Raw genomic sequence first — 16,535 nt, 5'->3', positions numbered from 1 at the left:
CCAGACTGCGCACCGCACCTGCATCCAAAGGCGCGGCTTGCGCGTATCAGGACATGTCCAAGCACACAACAACAGAAGATCCCCAAGAGACATTCATGCCTGCCCACACAGTTTCATCCCCGCAACGCATTGCCGTCGTCGGCGCGGGCATCGCCGGACTGGCCAGCGCCTGGCTGCTGTCCCGCCACCACCGCGTCACGCTGTTCGAAGCCGAGCCTCGTCTGGGCGGCCACAGCAACACCGTCGATGTCACGGTCGATGGTCACACCCACCCGGTCGACACCGGCTTTCTGGTCTTCAATGACCGCACCTACCCGAACCTGATCGCACTGTTTGCGCATCTGGGCGTGCCTTCTGTGCCCACCGAGATGACCTTTGCCGTCAGCCTGAACCAGCCCAACCTGGAATGGGCGGGCAGCACGCTGGCCACCGTGTTTGGCCAGAAGCGCAACCTGGTCAGCCCAGCCTTCTGGGGCATGCTGCGCGACATCCTGCGCTTCAACCGCGAGAGCACCGCCTGGCTGGCCGCTCACGCCCAGGGCCAGTCCAGCGGCGGAATGAGCCTGCGCCAGTTTCTGGATGCCGGGCGCTACAGCACCGCTTTCCGCGACTGGTATCTGCTGCCGATGGCGGCGGCGATCTGGTCCTGCCCGACCGCGCAGATGCAGGACATGCCGCTGGCGCCTTTCGTGCGCTTTTGCGTCAACCACGGCCTGCTGCAGATTTTCGACCGCCCGCAGTGGCGCACCGTGCAGGGCGGATCGCGCGAGTACGTGCGCCGCATCGCTGATCAACTCGACGACATCCGCACCGGCTCGCCCGTGCGCGCCGTGCAGCGTCTGGCGGCTGAGAGCGGCGCCGCGCCGCGCGTGCGCCTGCTGCTGGACAGCGGCCCCGAGGATTTTGACCAGGTCGTCATGGCCTGCCACAGCGACCAGAGTCTGGAGATTCTGGGCGACACCGCCAGCCCCGGCCAGCGCGAGGTGCTGGCTGCCGTGCGCTACCAGCCCAACCGCGCTGTGCTGCACACCGACCCGGCGCTGCTGCCGCGCGACCGCCGTCTGTGGTCGGCCTGGAACTATCTGGCCGACAGCCCGGCCCGCGCGGGTCAAGCCGACGCGTCGGTGGGCGTGTCCTACCTGATCAACCGCCTGCAGCCGCTGCCCTTCAGCACGCCGGTGGTGGTCACGCTCAACCCGCCGCGCCCGGTGGCGCAGGAGCACATTCACGCGCAGTTCGATTACGCCCACCCGGTGTTTGACGCCGCCGCCGTGGCCGCGCAGCAGCGCCTGCCGCAGGTGCAGGGCGAAGGCGGCATCTGGCTGGCGGGGGCCTGGGGACGTTACGGCTTCCACGAAGATGGGCTGATGTCGGCGCTGGCCGTGGCTCGCGGCTTTGGCATCGAACCGCCCTGGTCGGCGTCCAGCGTGTCAGTGACCCCTGCGCCCGCGCCGGAGGCCGTCAGCGCATGAGCACGCCCGCCACGGCTTCAGCGCCCCAGCTCTTTCTGGGCCGCGTCATGCACCGGCGCCTGCGCCCGCGCGATCACGTTTTCCACTACCCGACGTTTTTCGTGCAGCTGCCGCTGCGCCGTCTGGACGAAGCGCGCTGCGCCGTGTTTGGCGTGGGCCGCTGGAACCTGCTCTCCTTTCAGCCGCGCGATCACGGCCCGCGCGACGGTTCGGCGCTGGACGCCTGGATGGACGGCCTGCTGCGCGAGCGCGGTCTGCCAGTGGATGGCGACATCGTCCTGCACACCATGCCGCGCATTCTGGGCTACGCCTTCAACCCGGTCAGCTTCTGGTACTGCCACGACGCGCAGGGCGCGCTGCGCGCCGTGCTGGCCGAAGTGCGCAACACCTTTGGCCAGCGCCACAACTACCTGCTACACCACGCCGATGGCCGCGCCATCCAGCCCGGCGACGAGCTGACCGCTGACAAGGCGCTGCATGTGTCGCCCTTCAACCAGATCCAGGGCGGCTACCGCTTCCGCTTCGAGCGCGACACGCAGCGCCCTGTGGCCTGGATCGATTACGACGACGACCAGGGCCCGCTGCTGCAGACCGCCCTGGCCGGCCGGGCCAGCGGCTGGAGCGTGCGCGCTCTGCTGGGCGCACTGGCGCGCATGCCGATGATGACGCTGGGCGTGGTCGCCCGCATCCACTGGCAGGCCCTGATCCTGTGGATCAAGGGCGTTCCCTTTCACGGCCGCGACGGCACACCCGCGGCCTCAGGCAAGGAGCTTGCATCATGACTCTGGCACTGAACACCATCCGTGCGCCGCTGCCCGCCAGCTCGCGCAACACCCGCACCGTCCTGGAACTGCTCGAAGGCCTGGAAGGCGGCAGCCTGCAGCTCGATCTGCCCGACGGCCAGCGCCACCGCTTCGGCCATGGGCCGGTCGTGGCGGCCCTGCGCGTGCACGACGAGGCCCTCTTCAGCCGCGTGCTGGCGCACGGCGACATCGGTCTGGCCGAGAGCTACATTGAGGGCGAATGGGACGCGGGCGAGGGCTACAGCCTGGCCGACGTGCTGACCCTGCTGGCGCGCAACCACGCCGCGCTGCGCCGCGCGGTGTACGGCTCGTGGCCCCGGCTGCTGATGGCGCGCCTGCGCCATCTTCTGAACCGCAACAGCCGCAAAGGCAGCCAGCGCAACATCATGGCCCACTACGATCTGGGCAACGAGTTTTACCGCCAGTGGCTGGACGGCACGATGAGCTATTCCTCGGCGCTCTTCCTGCCCGGGCAGGACGCGACGCTGGAGAGCGCACAGCGCGCCAAATACCGCCGCATCCTGGACCGGCTGCACGGCGGCCAACCCACGGGCGCGCACGTGCTGGAGATCGGCTGCGGCTGGGGCGGTTTCGCCGAAATGGCGGTCGAGGACGGCCTGGCCGTGACGGGCCTGACGCTGTCGCCCGCGCAGCTGGAGTTCGCCCGCCAGCGCGTGCCGCAGGCCGATCTGCGCCTGCAGGATTACCGCGACACGCGCGAGCGCTACGACCACATCGTCTCGATCGAGATGATCGAAGCGGTCGGCGAGCGCTGGTGGCCGCATTACTTTCGCACGCTGTCGCAGTCGCTCAAACCGGGCGGCAAGGCGGTGGTACAGGCCATCACGCTGCGCGACGATCTGTTCTCCGCCTACCGCAAAAGCACCGATTTCATCCAGCAGCACGTCTTCCCGGGCGGGATGCTGCCGTCGCGCCAGGTGTTCGAGCGCCAGGCGCGGCGCCAGGGGCTGAAGGTCAGCGACGCGCACGCCTTCGGTCTGGATTACGCCCGCACCCTGGCCGAGTGGCGCGAGCGCTTTGAGGCGCGCTGGCACGACATTGCGCCGCTGGGTTTTGATGCTCCGTTCCGCCGACTGTGGCGGTTTTATCTGGCTTACTGCGAGGCCGGCTTCCAGGCCGGAACCACCGATGTCATCCAATTCGAACTGCAACACGCCTGAGCGGTCCAGCCCTTCTTCCAGCCGCCGCCAGTTTCTGGGCCGTGTTGGCCAGGTGGCGGGTGCTTCCGCGCTGATCCCGCTGGCGCCTTTGCTGGGCCACGCGGGCCTGGCCCACGCCGCCGAGGGCCCGCCCGTCGAGGGCCTGATGCGCTGGGGCAGCGGCGATTTCAGCCGCCTGGGGATTTCGCTCTACCGCGCCACGCTGTGGGCCAGCGCCGACGGCGCGCCCGGCCAACCGCCGCTGGCGCTGCAGCTGGTTTACAAGCGGGGGCTGTCGTCGTCGATTTTCGTGCAGGCCGGCGTGCAGGAAATGCGCCGCCTGGGCGCCAGCGACGCGCAGATGGATCAGTGGGAGCCCCTGATGGCCAAGGTGCTGCCGGGCGTTTCGTCCGGGGACACGATCTGGGGCGTGTGGCAGGGTGACTCGGCGCGCTTCTGGCACAACAGCACGCCGACCGGCCAGATCAGCGCGGCGGGCTTCTGCCCGATCTTCTTTGGCATCTGGCTGAGCGAGAAAACCAGCGCGCCCGACCTGCGCAAGGCGCTGCTGCAGCGCGGATGACAGGGCGCCCGCACGGCGGCCCCGGAAGGCGCGGTGCGGGCGCTTGTGCAGGGGCAGCCGCGCGGCCCTGCGGCGGGCCTTATTCCTTGGCCGCGACCTGTCTGAGGTGGACGTAAAGCTGGTCCTTGAGGTGCAGCTTTTCTTTCTTGAGCTGCTCGATTTCGGTCTGCGAACTGGGATCGAGGCCGGATTCCTTGTTCTTGATGACGTGATCGAGCTCGTTGTGCTTGTCGAACAGGCGGGTGAAGTGGATGTCATGCCCTTTGAGGCGGCTGATCAGATCGCGGTACTCCGGAAACATGGGCTCTCCTTGAACTGCTGAAAATGGCTCCCGCACCTGCTGGAGCCTCCGCCACAACCTTACCACTCCCGGACCGCATTGGCGGGCGAGGGTGCAGGCGGCGTCCGCTAAGATGCGTCACTTTCGGCATCGCCCTCCAGGGGCCGCACCACCATGAACCAGGGGCTCTGGGCCGCCGCGGCCGCGTACATCCTGTGGGGACTCTTTCCCCTGTACTTTCACCGCCTGCAGGCGGTGGACGCACTGGAGATCGTCGCGCACCGCTCGGTCTGGTCGCTGGTCTTCGTCGCGCTGCTGCTGCTGATCCAGCGCCGCTGGGCCTGGCTGACTTCCGTGCTGCGCCAGCCGCGCGTGCTGGCCACCTTCACGGCGGCCGCGCTGCTGCTGTCGTGCAACTGGCTGATCTATGTCTGGGCTGTCAACCACGGCCATGTGCTGGAGGCCAGCCTCGGCTATTTCATCAACCCGCTGGTCAACGTGCTGCTGGGCGTGCTGGTGCTGGGCGAGCGCCCGCGCCGCCTGCAGTGGGGCGCGCTGGCCATCGCGGCCACGGGCGTGGTGTGGATGGCGGTGGCGCAGGGCGCGGCGCCCTGGATCGCGCTGGCGCTGGCGGGCAGTTTCGGCTTTTATGGCCTGCTGAAAAAGCTGGCCCGCCTGGGCGCCCTGGAAGGCCTGGCGCTCGAAACCCTGGTGCTGGCGCCCATCGCGCTGCCCGCGCTGCTTTGGCTGGGGCAGGGCAGCGGCGGTCACAGCGCGGAAACCTGGATCTGGCTGGTGCTGGCCGGGCCGCTCACCGCCATCCCGCTGCTGCTGTTTGGCTATGGCGCACAGCGCGTCAGCCTGGGTACGCTGGGCCTGTTGCAGTATCTGGGCCCGACGCTGCAGTTTGCGCTGGGCTGGCTGGTGTTTGAAGAGCGGCTGGACGCCGCGCGCCTGGCGGGATTCGCCCTGATCTGGATTGCGCTGCTGATCTACAGCGCCGACGCCCTGCGCCAGCGTCCGCGCCGTCAGTCGTGGCGGTCGTAAACCACGCCCTGGTTGGTCAGGATGACATCCAGCGGGACATCGTGCGGCTCGGGCTTCAGCCAGGGCACGAAAGCCTGCTCGAAAGCCACGCCCACCGTCACCGGACGCGGCTGCAGATCGGCCAGCGTGCGGTCGTAAAACCCGCCACCATAGCCCAGGCGGTAGCCGCCCGGACCAAAACCGACGCAGGGCACCAGCAGCAGCTCGGGGTGGAAGGCCTCGGTGTCCTTGGGTTTGGGGATGCCGTAGGCATCGTCCTCCATGGGGCAGCCGGGGTACCAGACGTGAAAGGTCAGGTGGCGCGTCTCGCGGTTGATGACCGGCAGGCCGATGCGCCGCTCCTGGCGCGCATTGGGCCCGTCGGACTCCCACCAGCGAAAGAGCGCGGGCAGCGGGTCGAACTCGCCCTTGATCGCCCAGTACGCGCCGATGGTTTTCTCGCGCCGCGTGGCCAGCCACAGGCGCAGCACCGTCTGCAGATCGTCGGTGCTGCGAGCCCGCTGCGCCATGTTCTGGCGCTCCATCTGCAGCTGCCTGCGCAGCTGTTTCTTGTCGCTGCAGGTCTGCTGCCAGTTGAAGGAGGGGGGGGTGGCGCTCATGGGGGAAATGATAGCAGCGCTCAGCCCCCCGCCTTCACCCGCAGCCGCCACGCATGCAGCAGTGGCTCGGTGTAGCCGCTGGGCTGCTGCTGGCCTTTGAAGACCAGGTCGAGTGCGGCCTGCATGGCGGCGCCTTCGGGGTGAGCGGCCAGAGATTTATAGGCCGGATCGCCCGCGTTCTGGGCATCGACCACCTGGGCCATGCGCGCGAAGGTGGCGCGCACCTGCGCCTCGCTGACCACGCCGTGGGCCAGCCAGTTGGCGATATGCTGGCTGGAAATGCGCAGCGTGGCGCGGTCTTCCATCAGTCCGACGTTGTGGATGTCGGGCACCTTGGAGCAGCCCACGCCCTGGTCCACCCAGCGCACCACATAGCCCAGAATGCCCTGGACGTTGTTGTCCAGCTCCTGCTGTTTCTCGGCGTCGGACCAGTCGGGTGTCGCGGTCACAGGGATGGTCAGCAGGCCGTCCAGCAGGCTGGCGCGCTGCTGGGCCGGATCGGCCTTGGCGGCAGCGTCTTCGAGGGCGATCTGGATGTCGGCCACCTTGACCTGGTGATAGTGCAGGCTGTGCAGCGTCGCGCCCGTGGGGCTGGGCACCCACGCGGTATTGGCGCCCGCTTTGGGATGCGCGATTTTCTGCTCCAGCATCGCGGCCATCAGGTCGGGCATGGCCCACATGCCCTTGCCGATCTGGGCGCGACCACGCAGGCCGCAGGCCAGGCCGACCTGCACGTTGTTTTTCTCGTAGGCGGTGATCCAGGCGCTGGATTTCATGTCGCCCTTGCGCAGCACCGGACCGGCCTGCATGCAGGTGTGCATCTCGTCGCCCGTGCGGTCCAGGAAGCCGGTGTTGATGAAGGCGACGCGGCTGGCGGCGGCGGCGATGCAGGCGGCCAGGTTGACGCTGGTGCGGCGCTCTTCGTCCATGATGCCCAGCTTGACCGTGCTGTCCGGCAGGCCCAGCAGCTGCTCGACGCGGCTGAAAATCTCCGCCGCAAAGGCGACTTCCGCCGGGCCGTGCATTTTGGGTTTGACGATGTAGACGCTGCCCGTGCGGCTGTTGCGGATGCCGGGCGTGCCCAGGCCCCGCAGGTCGACCAGCGCGATCATCGTGGTGATGACGGCGTCCATGATGCCTTCGGGGATCTCGCGGCCCTCGCCCCACAGGATGGCCGGATTGGTCATCAGGTGGCCCACGTTACGCACGAACATCAGGCTGCGGCCGTGCAGTGCCAGCGCGCTGCCGTCGGGCGCGGTGTAAACCCGGTCGGGATTCAGCCCGCGCGTGAAAGTCTTGCCGCCCTTGCTGACGGCTTCGGTCAGCGTGCCTTTGAGGATGCCCAGCCAGTTGCGGTAGGCCAGCACCTTGTCTTCGGCGTCCACGGCGGCGACCGAATCCTCCAGATCCAGGATGGTGGACAGCGCCGATTCCATCACCAGATCGGCCACGTGCGCCGCATCGGTACGGCCGATGGAGTGGCTGGCGTCGATGCGCACATCCATGTGCAGGCCGTTGTGCTGCAGCAGGATGCCGGTGGGCGTTGCCGCATCGCCCTGATGGCCGCGGAACTGCGCCGCGTCCTGCAGACCCACGCGGCGGCCGTCCTTCAGGCTGACTTCCAGCTGGCCGTTCACCACCGCGTAGCCGGTGCTGTCGGCGTGGCTGGCACCGCCCGCCAGCGGCGCGGCCTGGTCCAGCACCGCGCGGGCGTAGGCGATGACTTTGGCGCCGCGCACCGGGTTGTAAGCGGGCGTGCGCTCAGCGCCATCGCTGTCGGGGATGGCGTCGGTGCCGTAGAGCGCGTCGTACAGGCTGCCCCAGCGCGCGTTGGCGGCGTTGAGCGCGTAACGCGCGTTCAGAATGGGCACGACCAGCTGCGGACCGGCCTGGCGCGCCAGCTCGTCATCCACATTCGCGGTGGTGGCCTGCACGCCGGTGGGCTGCGGCACCAGGTAGCCGATGCGCTCCAGAAAGTCGCGGTAGACCGCCATGTCCTGGATGGGACCGGGGTGGGCGCGGTGCCAGGTGTCGAGTTCCGTCTGAAGGCGGTCGCGCTCGGCCAGCAGGGCCGCATTTTTGGGCGCCAGGTCGTGGACGATGGCCGAAAATCCGGGCCAGAACGCGTCAGGCGTCAGGCCCACGGCGGGCAGCACTTCGCTGTCGATGAACTGTTGAAGCTGGGGCGCGACCTGAAGGCCGGCGCAGTCGATGCGGTTGGTCATGGGGATTCCGTCCAGAGGCAAGTCAGTCAATCGCCCGATCATACTGGCCGAGTCCATCACAGTCTGACAGCCCGCGACGGCCCGCCCGGCCTTGCACGCGCCGCACGCAAACGGCAAAATTTGGGTTATCATCTCGGGCTGCATTTTCGGGGTGTAGCTTAGCCTGGTAGAGCGCTACGTTCGGGACGTAGAGGCCGGAGGTTCGAATCCTCTCACCCCGACCAGACACCATCAAAAAAGCCCAAGTGTTTCAGGCACTTGGGCTTTTTTGTGCCCGCGCAATCCCGGCCTGTAGCCCCAGCCAAGGACATTCCATGCAGCGCTCCCCTTCTCTGACATCCTCTGTGACGCCGTTTCCGGAAACAGCGCCGGCTGGCCTTGCAGACCTGGCCGGGGGCATCAGCTCGGTCGCCCTGACCGAGCTCGCGCTGGCCCGTGCCGAAACGGGCGAAGGGCCCCGTGTGTTCACCCGACTTTTCCGCAAGACAGCGCGGGCCGAGGCGCACGCCAGCGATGCGCTGCGCGCCGCCGGGCTGGCGCGCTCACCGCTCGAAGGGCTGCCCATCTCCGTCAAGGATCTGCTGGACGTGGCCGGTTACACCACGCGGGCCGGCTCGCGCGTGCTGGATGGCGCGCCGCCCGCCAGCGCATCGGCCGAAGCGGTGCAGCGCCTGCGCCACGCGGGCGCGGTCATCATCGGCAGCACCAACATGACCGAATTCGCCTTTTCGGGTCTGGGCATCAACCCGCATTACGGCACGCCGCGCAACCCGTGGCAGCGCGATGCGGACGGCGGCGGGCGGATTCCGGGCGGCTCGTCATCGGGCGCGGCCATTTCCATCACCGAGGGCATGGCGGTCGCCGCGCTGGGTTCGGACACGGGCGGATCGGTGCGGATTCCGGCCGCGCTGTGCGGCCTGGTCGGCTTCAAGCCGACGGCGCGGCGCGTTCCGCTGCAGGGCACGGTGCCGCTGTCGCCCACACTGGATTCGCTGGGCCCGCTGGCCACCAGCGTCAGCACCTGCATCGCCATGGACGCCGTGCTGTCAGGCGAGCCCCACACCGGCCTGCGGCCCGCCACCGTGCGCGGACTGCGATTTCTGGTGCCGGACAATGTGGTGCTGGACGGCATGGACGATACGGTCCGGGCCAGCTGGACCCGCGCCCTGGACCGCCTGGCGCAGGCGGGCGTGCAGCTGGTGCACCAGCGCGTGGCGCCGCTGGACGAGCTGCCCGGAATCAATGCCAAAGGCGGCTTTTCGCCGCCCGAAGCCTGGACCTGGCACCGCCGCTTTCTGCCCGCGCGGCAGGCCGAATACGATCCACGCGTACTGGTCCGCATTCAGGCTGGGCGTGACGTAACAGCCGCCGATTACATCGAACTGCTGGCCCGGCGCCAGCGCTGGATCGAGGACATGGGCGCGCTGCTCTCCGGCTTCGACGCGCTGGTCATGCCCACCGTACCCGTCGTAGCGCCCAAAATCGCCGATCTGGAGCGCAGCGACACGGCCTATTTCGCCGCCAACGGCCTGATCCTGCGCAACCCGGCCATCATCAACGTCCTGGACGGCTGCGCCATTTCGCTGCCCTGCCACGCGCCAGGCGAGGCGCCGGTGGGCTTCAGCCTGGCCGCAGCGGGCGGTCAGGACAGCCATCTGCTGTCGCTGGCGCTGGCGGTGGAACCGCTGCTGCGGGGCTGATCGCCGGCGAAACGCACGGGGGCAGAATCTGCCGCATGAAAGCAGTCCGCTGCATGTGTGACGGCCAGAGTCTGTCCAGCGTGGGGGCGTCACTTACAAGCCCATAACGGCGGGGTCGGGACAATCGCGGGCGCCAACCGATGCGGCCAACATGGTCGTGATGCTGGCTATGGCGGCGGGATAACCGGAGGGGCACTCACCCGATCGCAGGCAGCAAGTTGAACAGCAGTACCGCGATCAAACCGACCACGGCCACGATGGACTGCACCACGGAAATCGTCCGGGTGGCTTCGCCCATCGTCATGCCGAAGGATTCCTTCACCAGCCAGAACCCGGCGTGGTTGGCGTAATTGAAAAACAGCGATCCGCAGCCGATGGCCAGTGCCAGCAGCGGAAGGTTCAAGGTCGGATCGCTGCCCGCCAGTGGCGCGAGCAGCCCAGCGGCACCCACGATGCCCACGGTAGCCGACCCGGTAGAGACCGACAGCAGCATGGCGATCAGCCAGCCCAGAACCAGCGGCGGGAAGGCGAACTGGTGGGTGAGGTGCACGATGGCATCGCCCACCTTGGCCGCCGTCAGGATCTGCTGGAAAGCACCGCCGCCCGCAATGATCAGCATGATGCTGGCCACGGGTTTCAGGCTCTGCCCCAGGGCCTCACGCAGTTTTTCGGGAGATCCGCCGCGCGCATACACCAGCGCAACCGCCGCAAAGAGCACACCCAGCAGCATGGCGATCAGCGGGTTGCCCAGGAAGGCAGAGACGCGCAGCAAAGGGGCGTGGGCAGGCAGCAGCATTTCGGCCAGAGCATTGACCAGCATCAGCAGCGCGGGCAGCAGGGCCGCCAGCACGCCGAGGCCCACGCCTGGCTGAGTGGGCGCAGGTCCCACCTGCTGCGTTGTGGTGGTGAACTGGTCGAGCAGGGCCCTGTCGGGTCGGGTCGTCATGCGGGGAGTGAGGAAAGCGCCGTAAAGCGGCCCGCCGAGGGCCATGGCGGGTAGCGCGGCGATGAAACCGTAAACCATCGTGGGTCCGACACTGGTTTTCAGCGTGGCGATCGCGGTGAGCGGCCCCGGGTGCGGCGGTACCATTCCGTGCATGGCCGCCAGCGCCGCGATCACCGGGACGCCCACATAAACATACGCAGAGCCCCGGAAATGCTCCCGGCTTTCGAGCTTTCGTGCCACGCTGAAAATCAGCGGCAACATCACCACCAGTCCGACTTCAAAGAACATCGGGATTCCGACGACCAAAGCCACCAGCGTCATCGCCCAGGGAATCATGCGATCCGGGGTGCGGCGCAGGATTGCACTGGCCAGGCGCTCGGTGGTTCCCGAATCCGCCAGGATTTTGCCCAGCATGGCTCCTAGCGCAATGACGACCCCCACAGCGCCCAGCGTCTTGCCCGCTCCGCTGGTGAGGTTTTTGGCAATATCCGTGGGCGCCATGCCTGTAGCAAGACCAACACCCGCCGAGACAATCAGCAAGGCCAGCAGGGGGTGCATGCGGATGCGCGACACAATCAGCGCGACCAGAACAAGCACACTGACTAAAGCGGTGATCAGCAGCTGGATATCAAAGGGAGACATGGCGTACTTTCGGGCAAACGGTCCGATGCATCATAGGTCAGCAGGGCCGGACAGCGCTGCAGCCCGCTTCCCCGCCCACATCGGCCGCATGCGCCACACCGCGCACTGCGCGCGCGCGGGGCCTTCGCTGAAGACTTCGCCCAGGCGGCTGGCGGCGCTCTGGGGGTAGACGCGGGTGCTGAGGCAGACGCGGCGGTTGGCGAAGACCTCCAGCACGCTGCCGTCGAGCAGGACGCGCAGCTCCAGCGCTTCGGCGGGGTCCAGCGCCAGGTGGGCGTGCAGATTCTGGTGGCTGACCTCGCGGGTCAGCGAGCTGCGCGCGCGCTCGATGCTCAGGCGGCGCATTTCGGGCTGGTAGACCACGCGGGTGAACTCGCTGCCATCCGGCGCGGCGCACAGGTTCAGGCCCTGGCGACCGCGCTCCGGCGCTTCAAAAACGGCCTCGATGTCCAGGTGCCGCCCCTGGAAGCGGTGCAGCACGCCCTGATCCAGCCCGGTCGCCGCCACGTCGGCCGCATCGCCGCGCAGCAGCGCCACTTCAGCCGCCGGGGCCTGCAGCAGGCGGCCCCGGGCGTCCAGCGAGAGTTCGCGCGGCACACTCAGCGCACCCGCCCAGCCGTCCAGATCGATCAGGCCCTGGTCGCGCTGCTCGTTCATCCACGCCCATTGCAGCGTGCGGCCGTCCGGCGCGCGCATCGCCAGGTGGGCGAAGGCGCCACTGTCGCCATCGAGCACCATTTCGTGATCCGGCAGGAAGCGTTCGCCCTCGAAGCGGCCCACCCAGGCCAGCGCGCCGGGCCCCTGCCACAGCGAGACCGTCAGCACCCAGCGGTCGCCCAGCGGGAAGAGGTTCGGGCACTCCCACATCACGCCATGGCGGGCGTGGGGCGCGGCAAAGAGCACGCCGCGATCCTCCCAGTGCACGCCGTCCGGGCTGCGGTAGATCAGGCACTGCGCGCGGCGGTGCTCCTGCCCGGCGCCCAGCACCATGTACCACCAGCCCTCGTGCGCAAAAACGTAGGGGTCGCGGAAATCGTGCGCCTCCACGCCCGGCGGCGGCTCGGCCAGGGTGCGCTGCGGGTGTTTGGTCCAGCGGATCATGTCCTGGCTGGTGGCCACGCACTGCACCTGGCGCTGCGGCGTGTAGCCGGTGTAGAACATCGTGGGCATACCATCGACCCGGGCGAAGCTGCCTGAAAAGCATCCGCCCTGATCGTCGCCGGGCGAGGGCGCGAGCGCCAGCGGCTCGTCGCGCCAGTGGACCAGATCCGCGCTGCTGGCGTGTCCCCAGTGGATGTCGCCCCAGCGGTTGGCGCCGGGGTTGTGCTGGTAGTACACGTGGTAGCGGCCGCCGTGGTGGCAGACGCCGTTGGGGTCGTTGATCCAGCCCGACGGGGCGGTCAGGTGAAAAATGGGGCGGTGGTCGATGGCGGGCATGGGGGCTCCGGGGATCAGATGGGGTCAGCAGTTCAGTTCAGGGCGGGGCAGGAATCGCGCAGGACCACTTCGCAGGGCACGAGACAGGTCTGGGCGGGCTGATCCGGCTGGGCCAGCCGCTCCAGCAGCAGTTCGGCCGCCCGGGCACCCATGGCCTCGTAGGGCAGCGTGATGGTGCTGAGCCGGGGCCGCAGCGCATTGCACAGGGTGGAATCGTTGTCGTAGCCGATCAGGGCCATGTCCTGCGGCAGGCGCAGGCCCAGCTGCTCCAGACAGCGGATGGCGTGCAGGGCCATGATGTCGTTGCCCAGGCACAGCGCGGTCGGCCGCTGCGGCCGGGCCACAAGGTCGGCCAGCGCGGCCGCCAGGGGGGCGAAGGTGTTCGGCCCGTCGGCGGTGGCCCCGATCAGCGCAGGACAATCGGCTGGACTCAGGCCCTGCGCCTGGCAGGTTTCGATGAACGCGGCCTTGCGCAGTCGGCCCGCCACATTGGTTTCCGGCAGCCCGACGTAACCGATCCGGCGGTGGCCCAGCGCCACCAGGCGCTCCACCGCCAGCCGCTGGCCCAGCGCGTCGTCGGGCAGCACCGACGTCGTTCCCAGCAGATCAAAGCAGTTGGCCAGCACCAGTGGCACGTCGGACTTCAGCAGCATGGGCACCAGCTGGTGGGACGGCGCCACAAAAATGACGCCCTCGACCTGGTGGGAGGCGAAAGTGTCCAGCAGATCGGCCACCGCGTTCGGGTCGCCAGCCGCATCGGCCATCAGCAGCGTCATGCCAGCCTCGCGGCACACGCGGTGCGCGCCGCGCAGCAGGTGCATGTCGGACAGGCCGATGTCGTCATTGGGCCCGCCGGACAGCGACAGCCGCGCCGTCACGATGCCCACCAGCCCGGATTTGGCCGAGCGCATCATGCGCGCCCCCCGGTGGGGCCGGTAGGAAAGCTTTTCGATGGCCTGCGTGACGCGCTCGAGCGTCGCCGGGCGGATGCCGGATTCCCGGTTGACCACGCGGGACACCGTCTTGATCGAAACCCCCGCCAGGTGGGCGACATCGTGGATCGTGCTCATGCCTTCATCATCCCAGAAAAAGACAACGTTGTTTAATGCCGCGATCCAGGGTTTGCCCCGATGGATTCGGCCCTCTTTGCTGCCTAAAGTTCAGACAAATGACAACATTGTCATTTTGTCCATTCTTCAGAACCGCGCTGGCGCAGACCCTGCCAGATCCACTCACCTGAGCGAAAGCCGACCATGACCCTCCGCCTCTCCGCCTGCCTGCGCCTTGGCGCCGTTGCCTTTGCCGCCCTGACGGCCGTGTCCGTCCAGGCCCAGACCTCGCTGTCCATGTGGTACCACGGTGCAGGCAACCCGGACGAAAAGAAAATCATCACGGGCATCATCGACGACTTCAACAAGAGCCAGAAGGACTGGAAGGTCTCGCTGCAGCAGTTCCCGCAGGAGGCCTACAACACCTCGGTGGTGGCGGCGGCGGTGGCGGGCAAGCTGCCCGACATCATGGACGTGGACGGGCCCATCATGCCCAACTGGGCCTGGTCGAAGTATCTGCAGCCGCTGGATCTGCCCAAGGGCAAGCTGGACAATTTCCTGCCCGGCACCATCGGCAAGTGGAACGGCAAGGTGTATTCGGTGGGCCTGTGGGACGCGGCGGTGGCCGTGTTTGCGCGCAAATCGGTGCTGGAAGCCAACAAGATCCGCATCCCGACGCTGGACAAGCCCTGGACCAAAGCCGAGTTTGACGCGGCCCTGGTCACGCTGCAAAAAAGCGGCAAGTTCCAGTACCCCATCGACATGGGACTGGCCTGGAAGGGCGAGTGGTACTCCTACGCTTTTGGCCCCTTCCTGCAGAGCGCGGGCGGCAACCTGCTGGACCCGGCCGCGGGCAAATCCAACGGCGTGCTTAACGGCCCGGCCGGTGTGGCGTTTGGCGAGTGGTGGAAGAGCCTCTTCACCCGCAAGCTGACCCCGGGCACTTCGCAGAGCGGCGCCGAGCGCGACACCGGCTTCCTGGACGGCAAATACGCCCTGCAGTGGAACGGCAACTGGGCCGCCCTGCCCGCGCTGAAAAAATACGGCAAAGACCTGGTCTTCCTGCCCGCCCCCGATTTCGGCAAAGGCCCGAAGATCGGCGCCGCGTCCTGGCAGTTCGGCGTGTCAGCCACCACGAAAAACGCCAAGGGCGCCAACGCTTTCATCGCTTTCGCGCTTCAGGACAAATACCTGGCCGCCTTCTCGGACGCCATCGGCCTGATCCCGTCCACGCCCAGCGCCGCCGCCATGACGAAGAACTACGCCAAGGGCGGCCCGCTGGAGGTCTTCTTCGAGCTGTCCAAGCGCCAGGCCACGCTGCGTCCGGTTTCACCGGGCTACGCCCTGGCCTCGAACGCGTTTGAAAAGGCCCTGTCGGACATCGCCAATGGCGGTGATGCGGCCGACGCTCTGGACAGCGCCGCCGACGCCATCGACGCCGACCTGAAGAAGAACAACGGCTACCGCTGAGCCCCAGTCAGGAGAACCCCATGAGCCAGTCCGTTCCCCGTTCCGCTCCCGGCGCCGCACGCGCCCGCCGGGCCGGTCTGCTCATGGTGTCGCCCGCCATGATTCTGATGGCGGTCTTCCTGATCCTGCCCTTTGTGCTGGCTTTTGCCATGTCGTTCACCAACCAGCGCCTGGTGTCGCCCAACCCGACCGAGTATGTCGGGCTGGACAACTACCGCCAGATGCTGGGCCTGGGCACGCTGGTGCTGGCGCCCGAAAAAGACGCGCAGGGCCAGACCGTGCGCGACGACAGCGGCCAGCCGCAATACCCCTCTCTGCGCCAGTACACGCGCGGCAATCCGGAATACCCCCACCTGGACCGCAAAAAAGAATGGTTTCACTTTGACTGGACGGGCGACCAGCGCGTCTATGTGCTGGCCAGCGATGTCCTCTTCATGAAAGCCCTGGTCAATACCGCGCTTTTCGTGATCGTGGTGGCGCCTGTCCAGGCCGGGCTGGCTTTGCTGCTGGCGCTGCTGATCAACCGGCCTTTGTGGGGCATTAACGTGTTTCGCACCATCTATTTCATGCCCGTGGTGATTTCCATGGTGGTGGTGGCCTTTTTGTGGCGTTTTATTTACTCGGCCGATTCGGGCCTGCTGAATGCGCTGCTGGGCATGCTGTCTTTTGGCCATATCCAGCCCGTGGACTGGCTGGGTCAGCCCTCGACCGCGCTGTGGTCGATTATGGCCATGTCGGTCTGGCAGGGGGTGGGATTCCATATGATCGTCTGGCTGTCCGGATTGCAGACGATTCCCTCCACGCTGTATGAAGCGGCGGCGCTGGAAGGCGCCTCGCGCTGGCAGGTGTTCCGCTATGTCACCTGGCCCGGGCTGCGCAATACCGCGATCCTGGTGATGGTGGTGATCACCATGCAGGCCTTCACGCTGTACCCGCAGATCGACGTCATGACCAAAGGCGGGCCGCTGGACTCCACCCAGTCGCTGGTTTTCCAGGCCGTGCAGCGCGGGTATGAAAACCAGGACATCGCCGGCGGTTCGGCCATCAGCGTGCTGCTGTTCCTGATCGTTCTGGTGATATCGCTGGGCCAGCGCTGGCTGACGCGCGAAAAAACCCGCTGAC

The 16,535-nt window shown here is 67.5% G+C and carries 14 protein-coding genes and 1 tRNA gene; 9 read left to right on the top strand and 6 right to left on the bottom strand.

Annotated elements, in window-relative coordinates; translation table 11 throughout:
- Window positions 1-95: 95 nt before the first annotated feature.
- From RV045_RS07320 to RV045_RS07305, 4 genes are read left to right on the top strand one after another with little or no spacing between them, the layout of a single operon-like run.
- Window positions 96-1,472 carry an NAD(P)/FAD-dependent oxidoreductase gene (locus RV045_RS07320; protein WP_423235126.1) on the top strand — a complete coding sequence of 459 codons (1,377 nt, stop codon included), beginning with the start codon at window positions 96-98 and terminating at the stop codon, window positions 1,470-1,472.
- On the top strand, window positions 1,469-2,254 hold the full coding sequence (locus tag RV045_RS07315) for a DUF1365 domain-containing protein (RefSeq protein WP_423235125.1): 786 nt from the start codon (window positions 1,469-1,471) through the stop codon (window positions 2,252-2,254). Before RV045_RS07320 ends, RV045_RS07315 begins: the two co-directional genes overlap by 4 nt.
- Window positions 2,251-3,456, top strand: coding sequence for a class I SAM-dependent methyltransferase (locus tag RV045_RS07310; RefSeq protein WP_423235124.1), 1,206 nt, complete (start codon window positions 2,251-2,253; stop codon window positions 3,454-3,456). Before RV045_RS07315 ends, RV045_RS07310 begins: the two co-directional genes overlap by 4 nt.
- A complete protein-coding gene (locus RV045_RS07305; protein ID WP_423235123.1) occupies window positions 3,425-4,018 on the top strand; it encodes a chalcone isomerase family protein in 594 nt (197 codons plus the stop codon). The genes RV045_RS07310 and RV045_RS07305 overlap by 32 nt, the downstream gene beginning before the upstream one ends.
- 79 nt (window positions 4,019-4,097) lie before the next feature.
- On the opposite strand, the gene RV045_RS07300 is transcribed toward RV045_RS07305, so the two are convergent.
- Entirely contained in the window at window positions 4,098-4,319 is a 222-nt protein-coding gene (locus RV045_RS07300; RefSeq protein ID WP_423235122.1) for an HP1242/YdcH family protein, read from the bottom strand.
- 153 nt (window positions 4,320-4,472) lie between these two features.
- Between RV045_RS07300 and rarD the strand changes: the two genes are divergently transcribed.
- Window positions 4,473-5,345 carry an EamA family transporter RarD gene (gene rarD, locus RV045_RS07295; RefSeq protein WP_423235121.1) on the top strand — a complete coding sequence of 291 codons (873 nt, stop codon included), beginning with the start codon at window positions 4,473-4,475 and terminating at the stop codon, window positions 5,343-5,345.
- Here rarD and RV045_RS07290 read toward each other — a convergent pair.
- Complete coding sequence (locus RV045_RS07290; RefSeq protein ID WP_423235120.1) at window positions 5,327-5,944, bottom strand: 5-formyltetrahydrofolate cyclo-ligase; 618 nt, start codon at window positions 5,942-5,944, stop codon at window positions 5,327-5,329. The two genes, rarD and RV045_RS07290, sit on opposite strands and share 19 nt — an antisense overlap.
- Window positions 5,945-5,964: 20 nt before the next feature.
- Window positions 5,965-8,169, bottom strand: a complete 2,205-nt coding sequence (locus RV045_RS07285; RefSeq protein WP_423235119.1) for a malate synthase G — start codon at window positions 8,167-8,169, stop codon at window positions 5,965-5,967.
- A 147-nt stretch (window positions 8,170-8,316) separates the two neighbouring features.
- Here RV045_RS07285 and RV045_RS07280 point away from each other — a divergent pair.
- Window positions 8,317-8,393, top strand: a tRNA-Pro gene (locus RV045_RS07280).
- 90 nt (window positions 8,394-8,483) lie between these two features.
- Window positions 8,484-9,869 carry an amidase gene (locus RV045_RS07275; RefSeq protein ID WP_423235118.1) on the top strand — a complete coding sequence of 462 codons (1,386 nt, stop codon included), beginning with the start codon at window positions 8,484-8,486 and terminating at the stop codon, window positions 9,867-9,869.
- A gap of 196 nt (window positions 9,870-10,065) precedes the next feature.
- Here the strand turns inward: RV045_RS07275 and RV045_RS07270 are convergent, their stop codons facing one another.
- From RV045_RS07270 to RV045_RS07260, 3 genes are read right to left on the bottom strand one after another with little or no spacing between them, the layout of a single operon-like run.
- Window positions 10,066-11,457, bottom strand: a complete 1,392-nt coding sequence (locus RV045_RS07270) for a GntP family permease (protein ID WP_423235117.1) — start codon at window positions 11,455-11,457, stop codon at window positions 10,066-10,068.
- Window positions 11,458-11,487: 30 nt separating this feature from the next.
- Window positions 11,488-12,894 (bottom strand): glycoside hydrolase family 32 protein, encoded by a 1,407-nt coding sequence (locus RV045_RS07265; protein WP_423235116.1) that lies wholly within the window; start codon window positions 12,892-12,894, stop codon window positions 11,488-11,490.
- Window positions 12,895-12,926: 32 nt separating this feature from the next.
- Window positions 12,927-13,964 carry a LacI family DNA-binding transcriptional regulator gene (locus tag RV045_RS07260; protein ID WP_423235115.1) on the bottom strand — a complete coding sequence of 346 codons (1,038 nt, stop codon included), beginning with the start codon at window positions 13,962-13,964 and terminating at the stop codon, window positions 12,927-12,929.
- Window positions 13,965-14,147: 183 nt separating this feature from the next.
- On the opposite strand from RV045_RS07260, the gene RV045_RS07255 reads away from it, so the two are divergent.
- Window positions 14,148-15,413 (top strand): sugar ABC transporter substrate-binding protein, encoded by a 1,266-nt coding sequence (locus RV045_RS07255; RefSeq protein WP_423235114.1) that lies wholly within the window; start codon window positions 14,148-14,150, stop codon window positions 15,411-15,413.
- A gap of 20 nt (window positions 15,414-15,433) precedes the next feature.
- Window positions 15,434-16,534, top strand: coding sequence for a carbohydrate ABC transporter permease (locus tag RV045_RS07250; RefSeq protein WP_423235113.1), 1,101 nt, complete (start codon window positions 15,434-15,436; stop codon window positions 16,532-16,534).
- Window position 16,535: the final 1 nt, after the last annotated feature.

The sequence above is a fragment of the Amphibiibacter pelophylacis genome (assembly GCF_037688875.1).
GTDB lineage: Bacteria > Pseudomonadota > Gammaproteobacteria > Burkholderiales > Burkholderiaceae_C > Amphibiibacter > Amphibiibacter pelophylacis.
This window is presented reverse-complemented; position numbering and strand designations above follow the sequence as displayed.

Coding starts and splice junctions, on each gene's coding strand:
- RV045_RS07310 (WP_423235124.1), top strand. CDS start 2,251: ATGACTCTGGCACTGAACACCATCCGTGCGCCGCTGCCCGCCAGCTCG.
- RV045_RS07290 (WP_423235120.1), bottom strand. CDS start 5,944: ATGAGCGCCACCCCCCCCTCCTTCAACTGGCAGCAGACCTGCAGCGAC.
- RV045_RS07260 (WP_423235115.1), bottom strand. CDS start 13,964: ATGAGCACGATCCACGATGTCGCCCACCTGGCGGGGGTTTCGATCAAG.
- RV045_RS07265 (WP_423235116.1), bottom strand. CDS start 12,894: ATGCCCGCCATCGACCACCGCCCCATTTTTCACCTGACCGCCCCGTCG.
- RV045_RS07285 (WP_423235119.1), bottom strand. CDS start 8,169: ATGACCAACCGCATCGACTGCGCCGGCCTTCAGGTCGCGCCCCAGCTT.
- RV045_RS07250 (WP_423235113.1), top strand. CDS start 15,434: ATGAGCCAGTCCGTTCCCCGTTCCGCTCCCGGCGCCGCACGCGCCCGC.
- rarD (WP_423235121.1), top strand. CDS start 4,473: ATGAACCAGGGGCTCTGGGCCGCCGCGGCCGCGTACATCCTGTGGGGA.
- RV045_RS07300 (WP_423235122.1), bottom strand. CDS start 4,319: ATGTTTCCGGAGTACCGCGATCTGATCAGCCGCCTCAAAGGGCATGAC.
- RV045_RS07305 (WP_423235123.1), top strand. CDS start 3,425: ATGTCATCCAATTCGAACTGCAACACGCCTGAGCGGTCCAGCCCTTCT.
- RV045_RS07320 (WP_423235126.1), top strand. CDS start 96: ATGCCTGCCCACACAGTTTCATCCCCGCAACGCATTGCCGTCGTCGGC.
- RV045_RS07275 (WP_423235118.1), top strand. CDS start 8,484: ATGCAGCGCTCCCCTTCTCTGACATCCTCTGTGACGCCGTTTCCGGAA.
- RV045_RS07270 (WP_423235117.1), bottom strand. CDS start 11,457: ATGTCTCCCTTTGATATCCAGCTGCTGATCACCGCTTTAGTCAGTGTG.
- RV045_RS07255 (WP_423235114.1), top strand. CDS start 14,148: ATGACCCTCCGCCTCTCCGCCTGCCTGCGCCTTGGCGCCGTTGCCTTT.
- RV045_RS07315 (WP_423235125.1), top strand. CDS start 1,469: ATGAGCACGCCCGCCACGGCTTCAGCGCCCCAGCTCTTTCTGGGCCGC.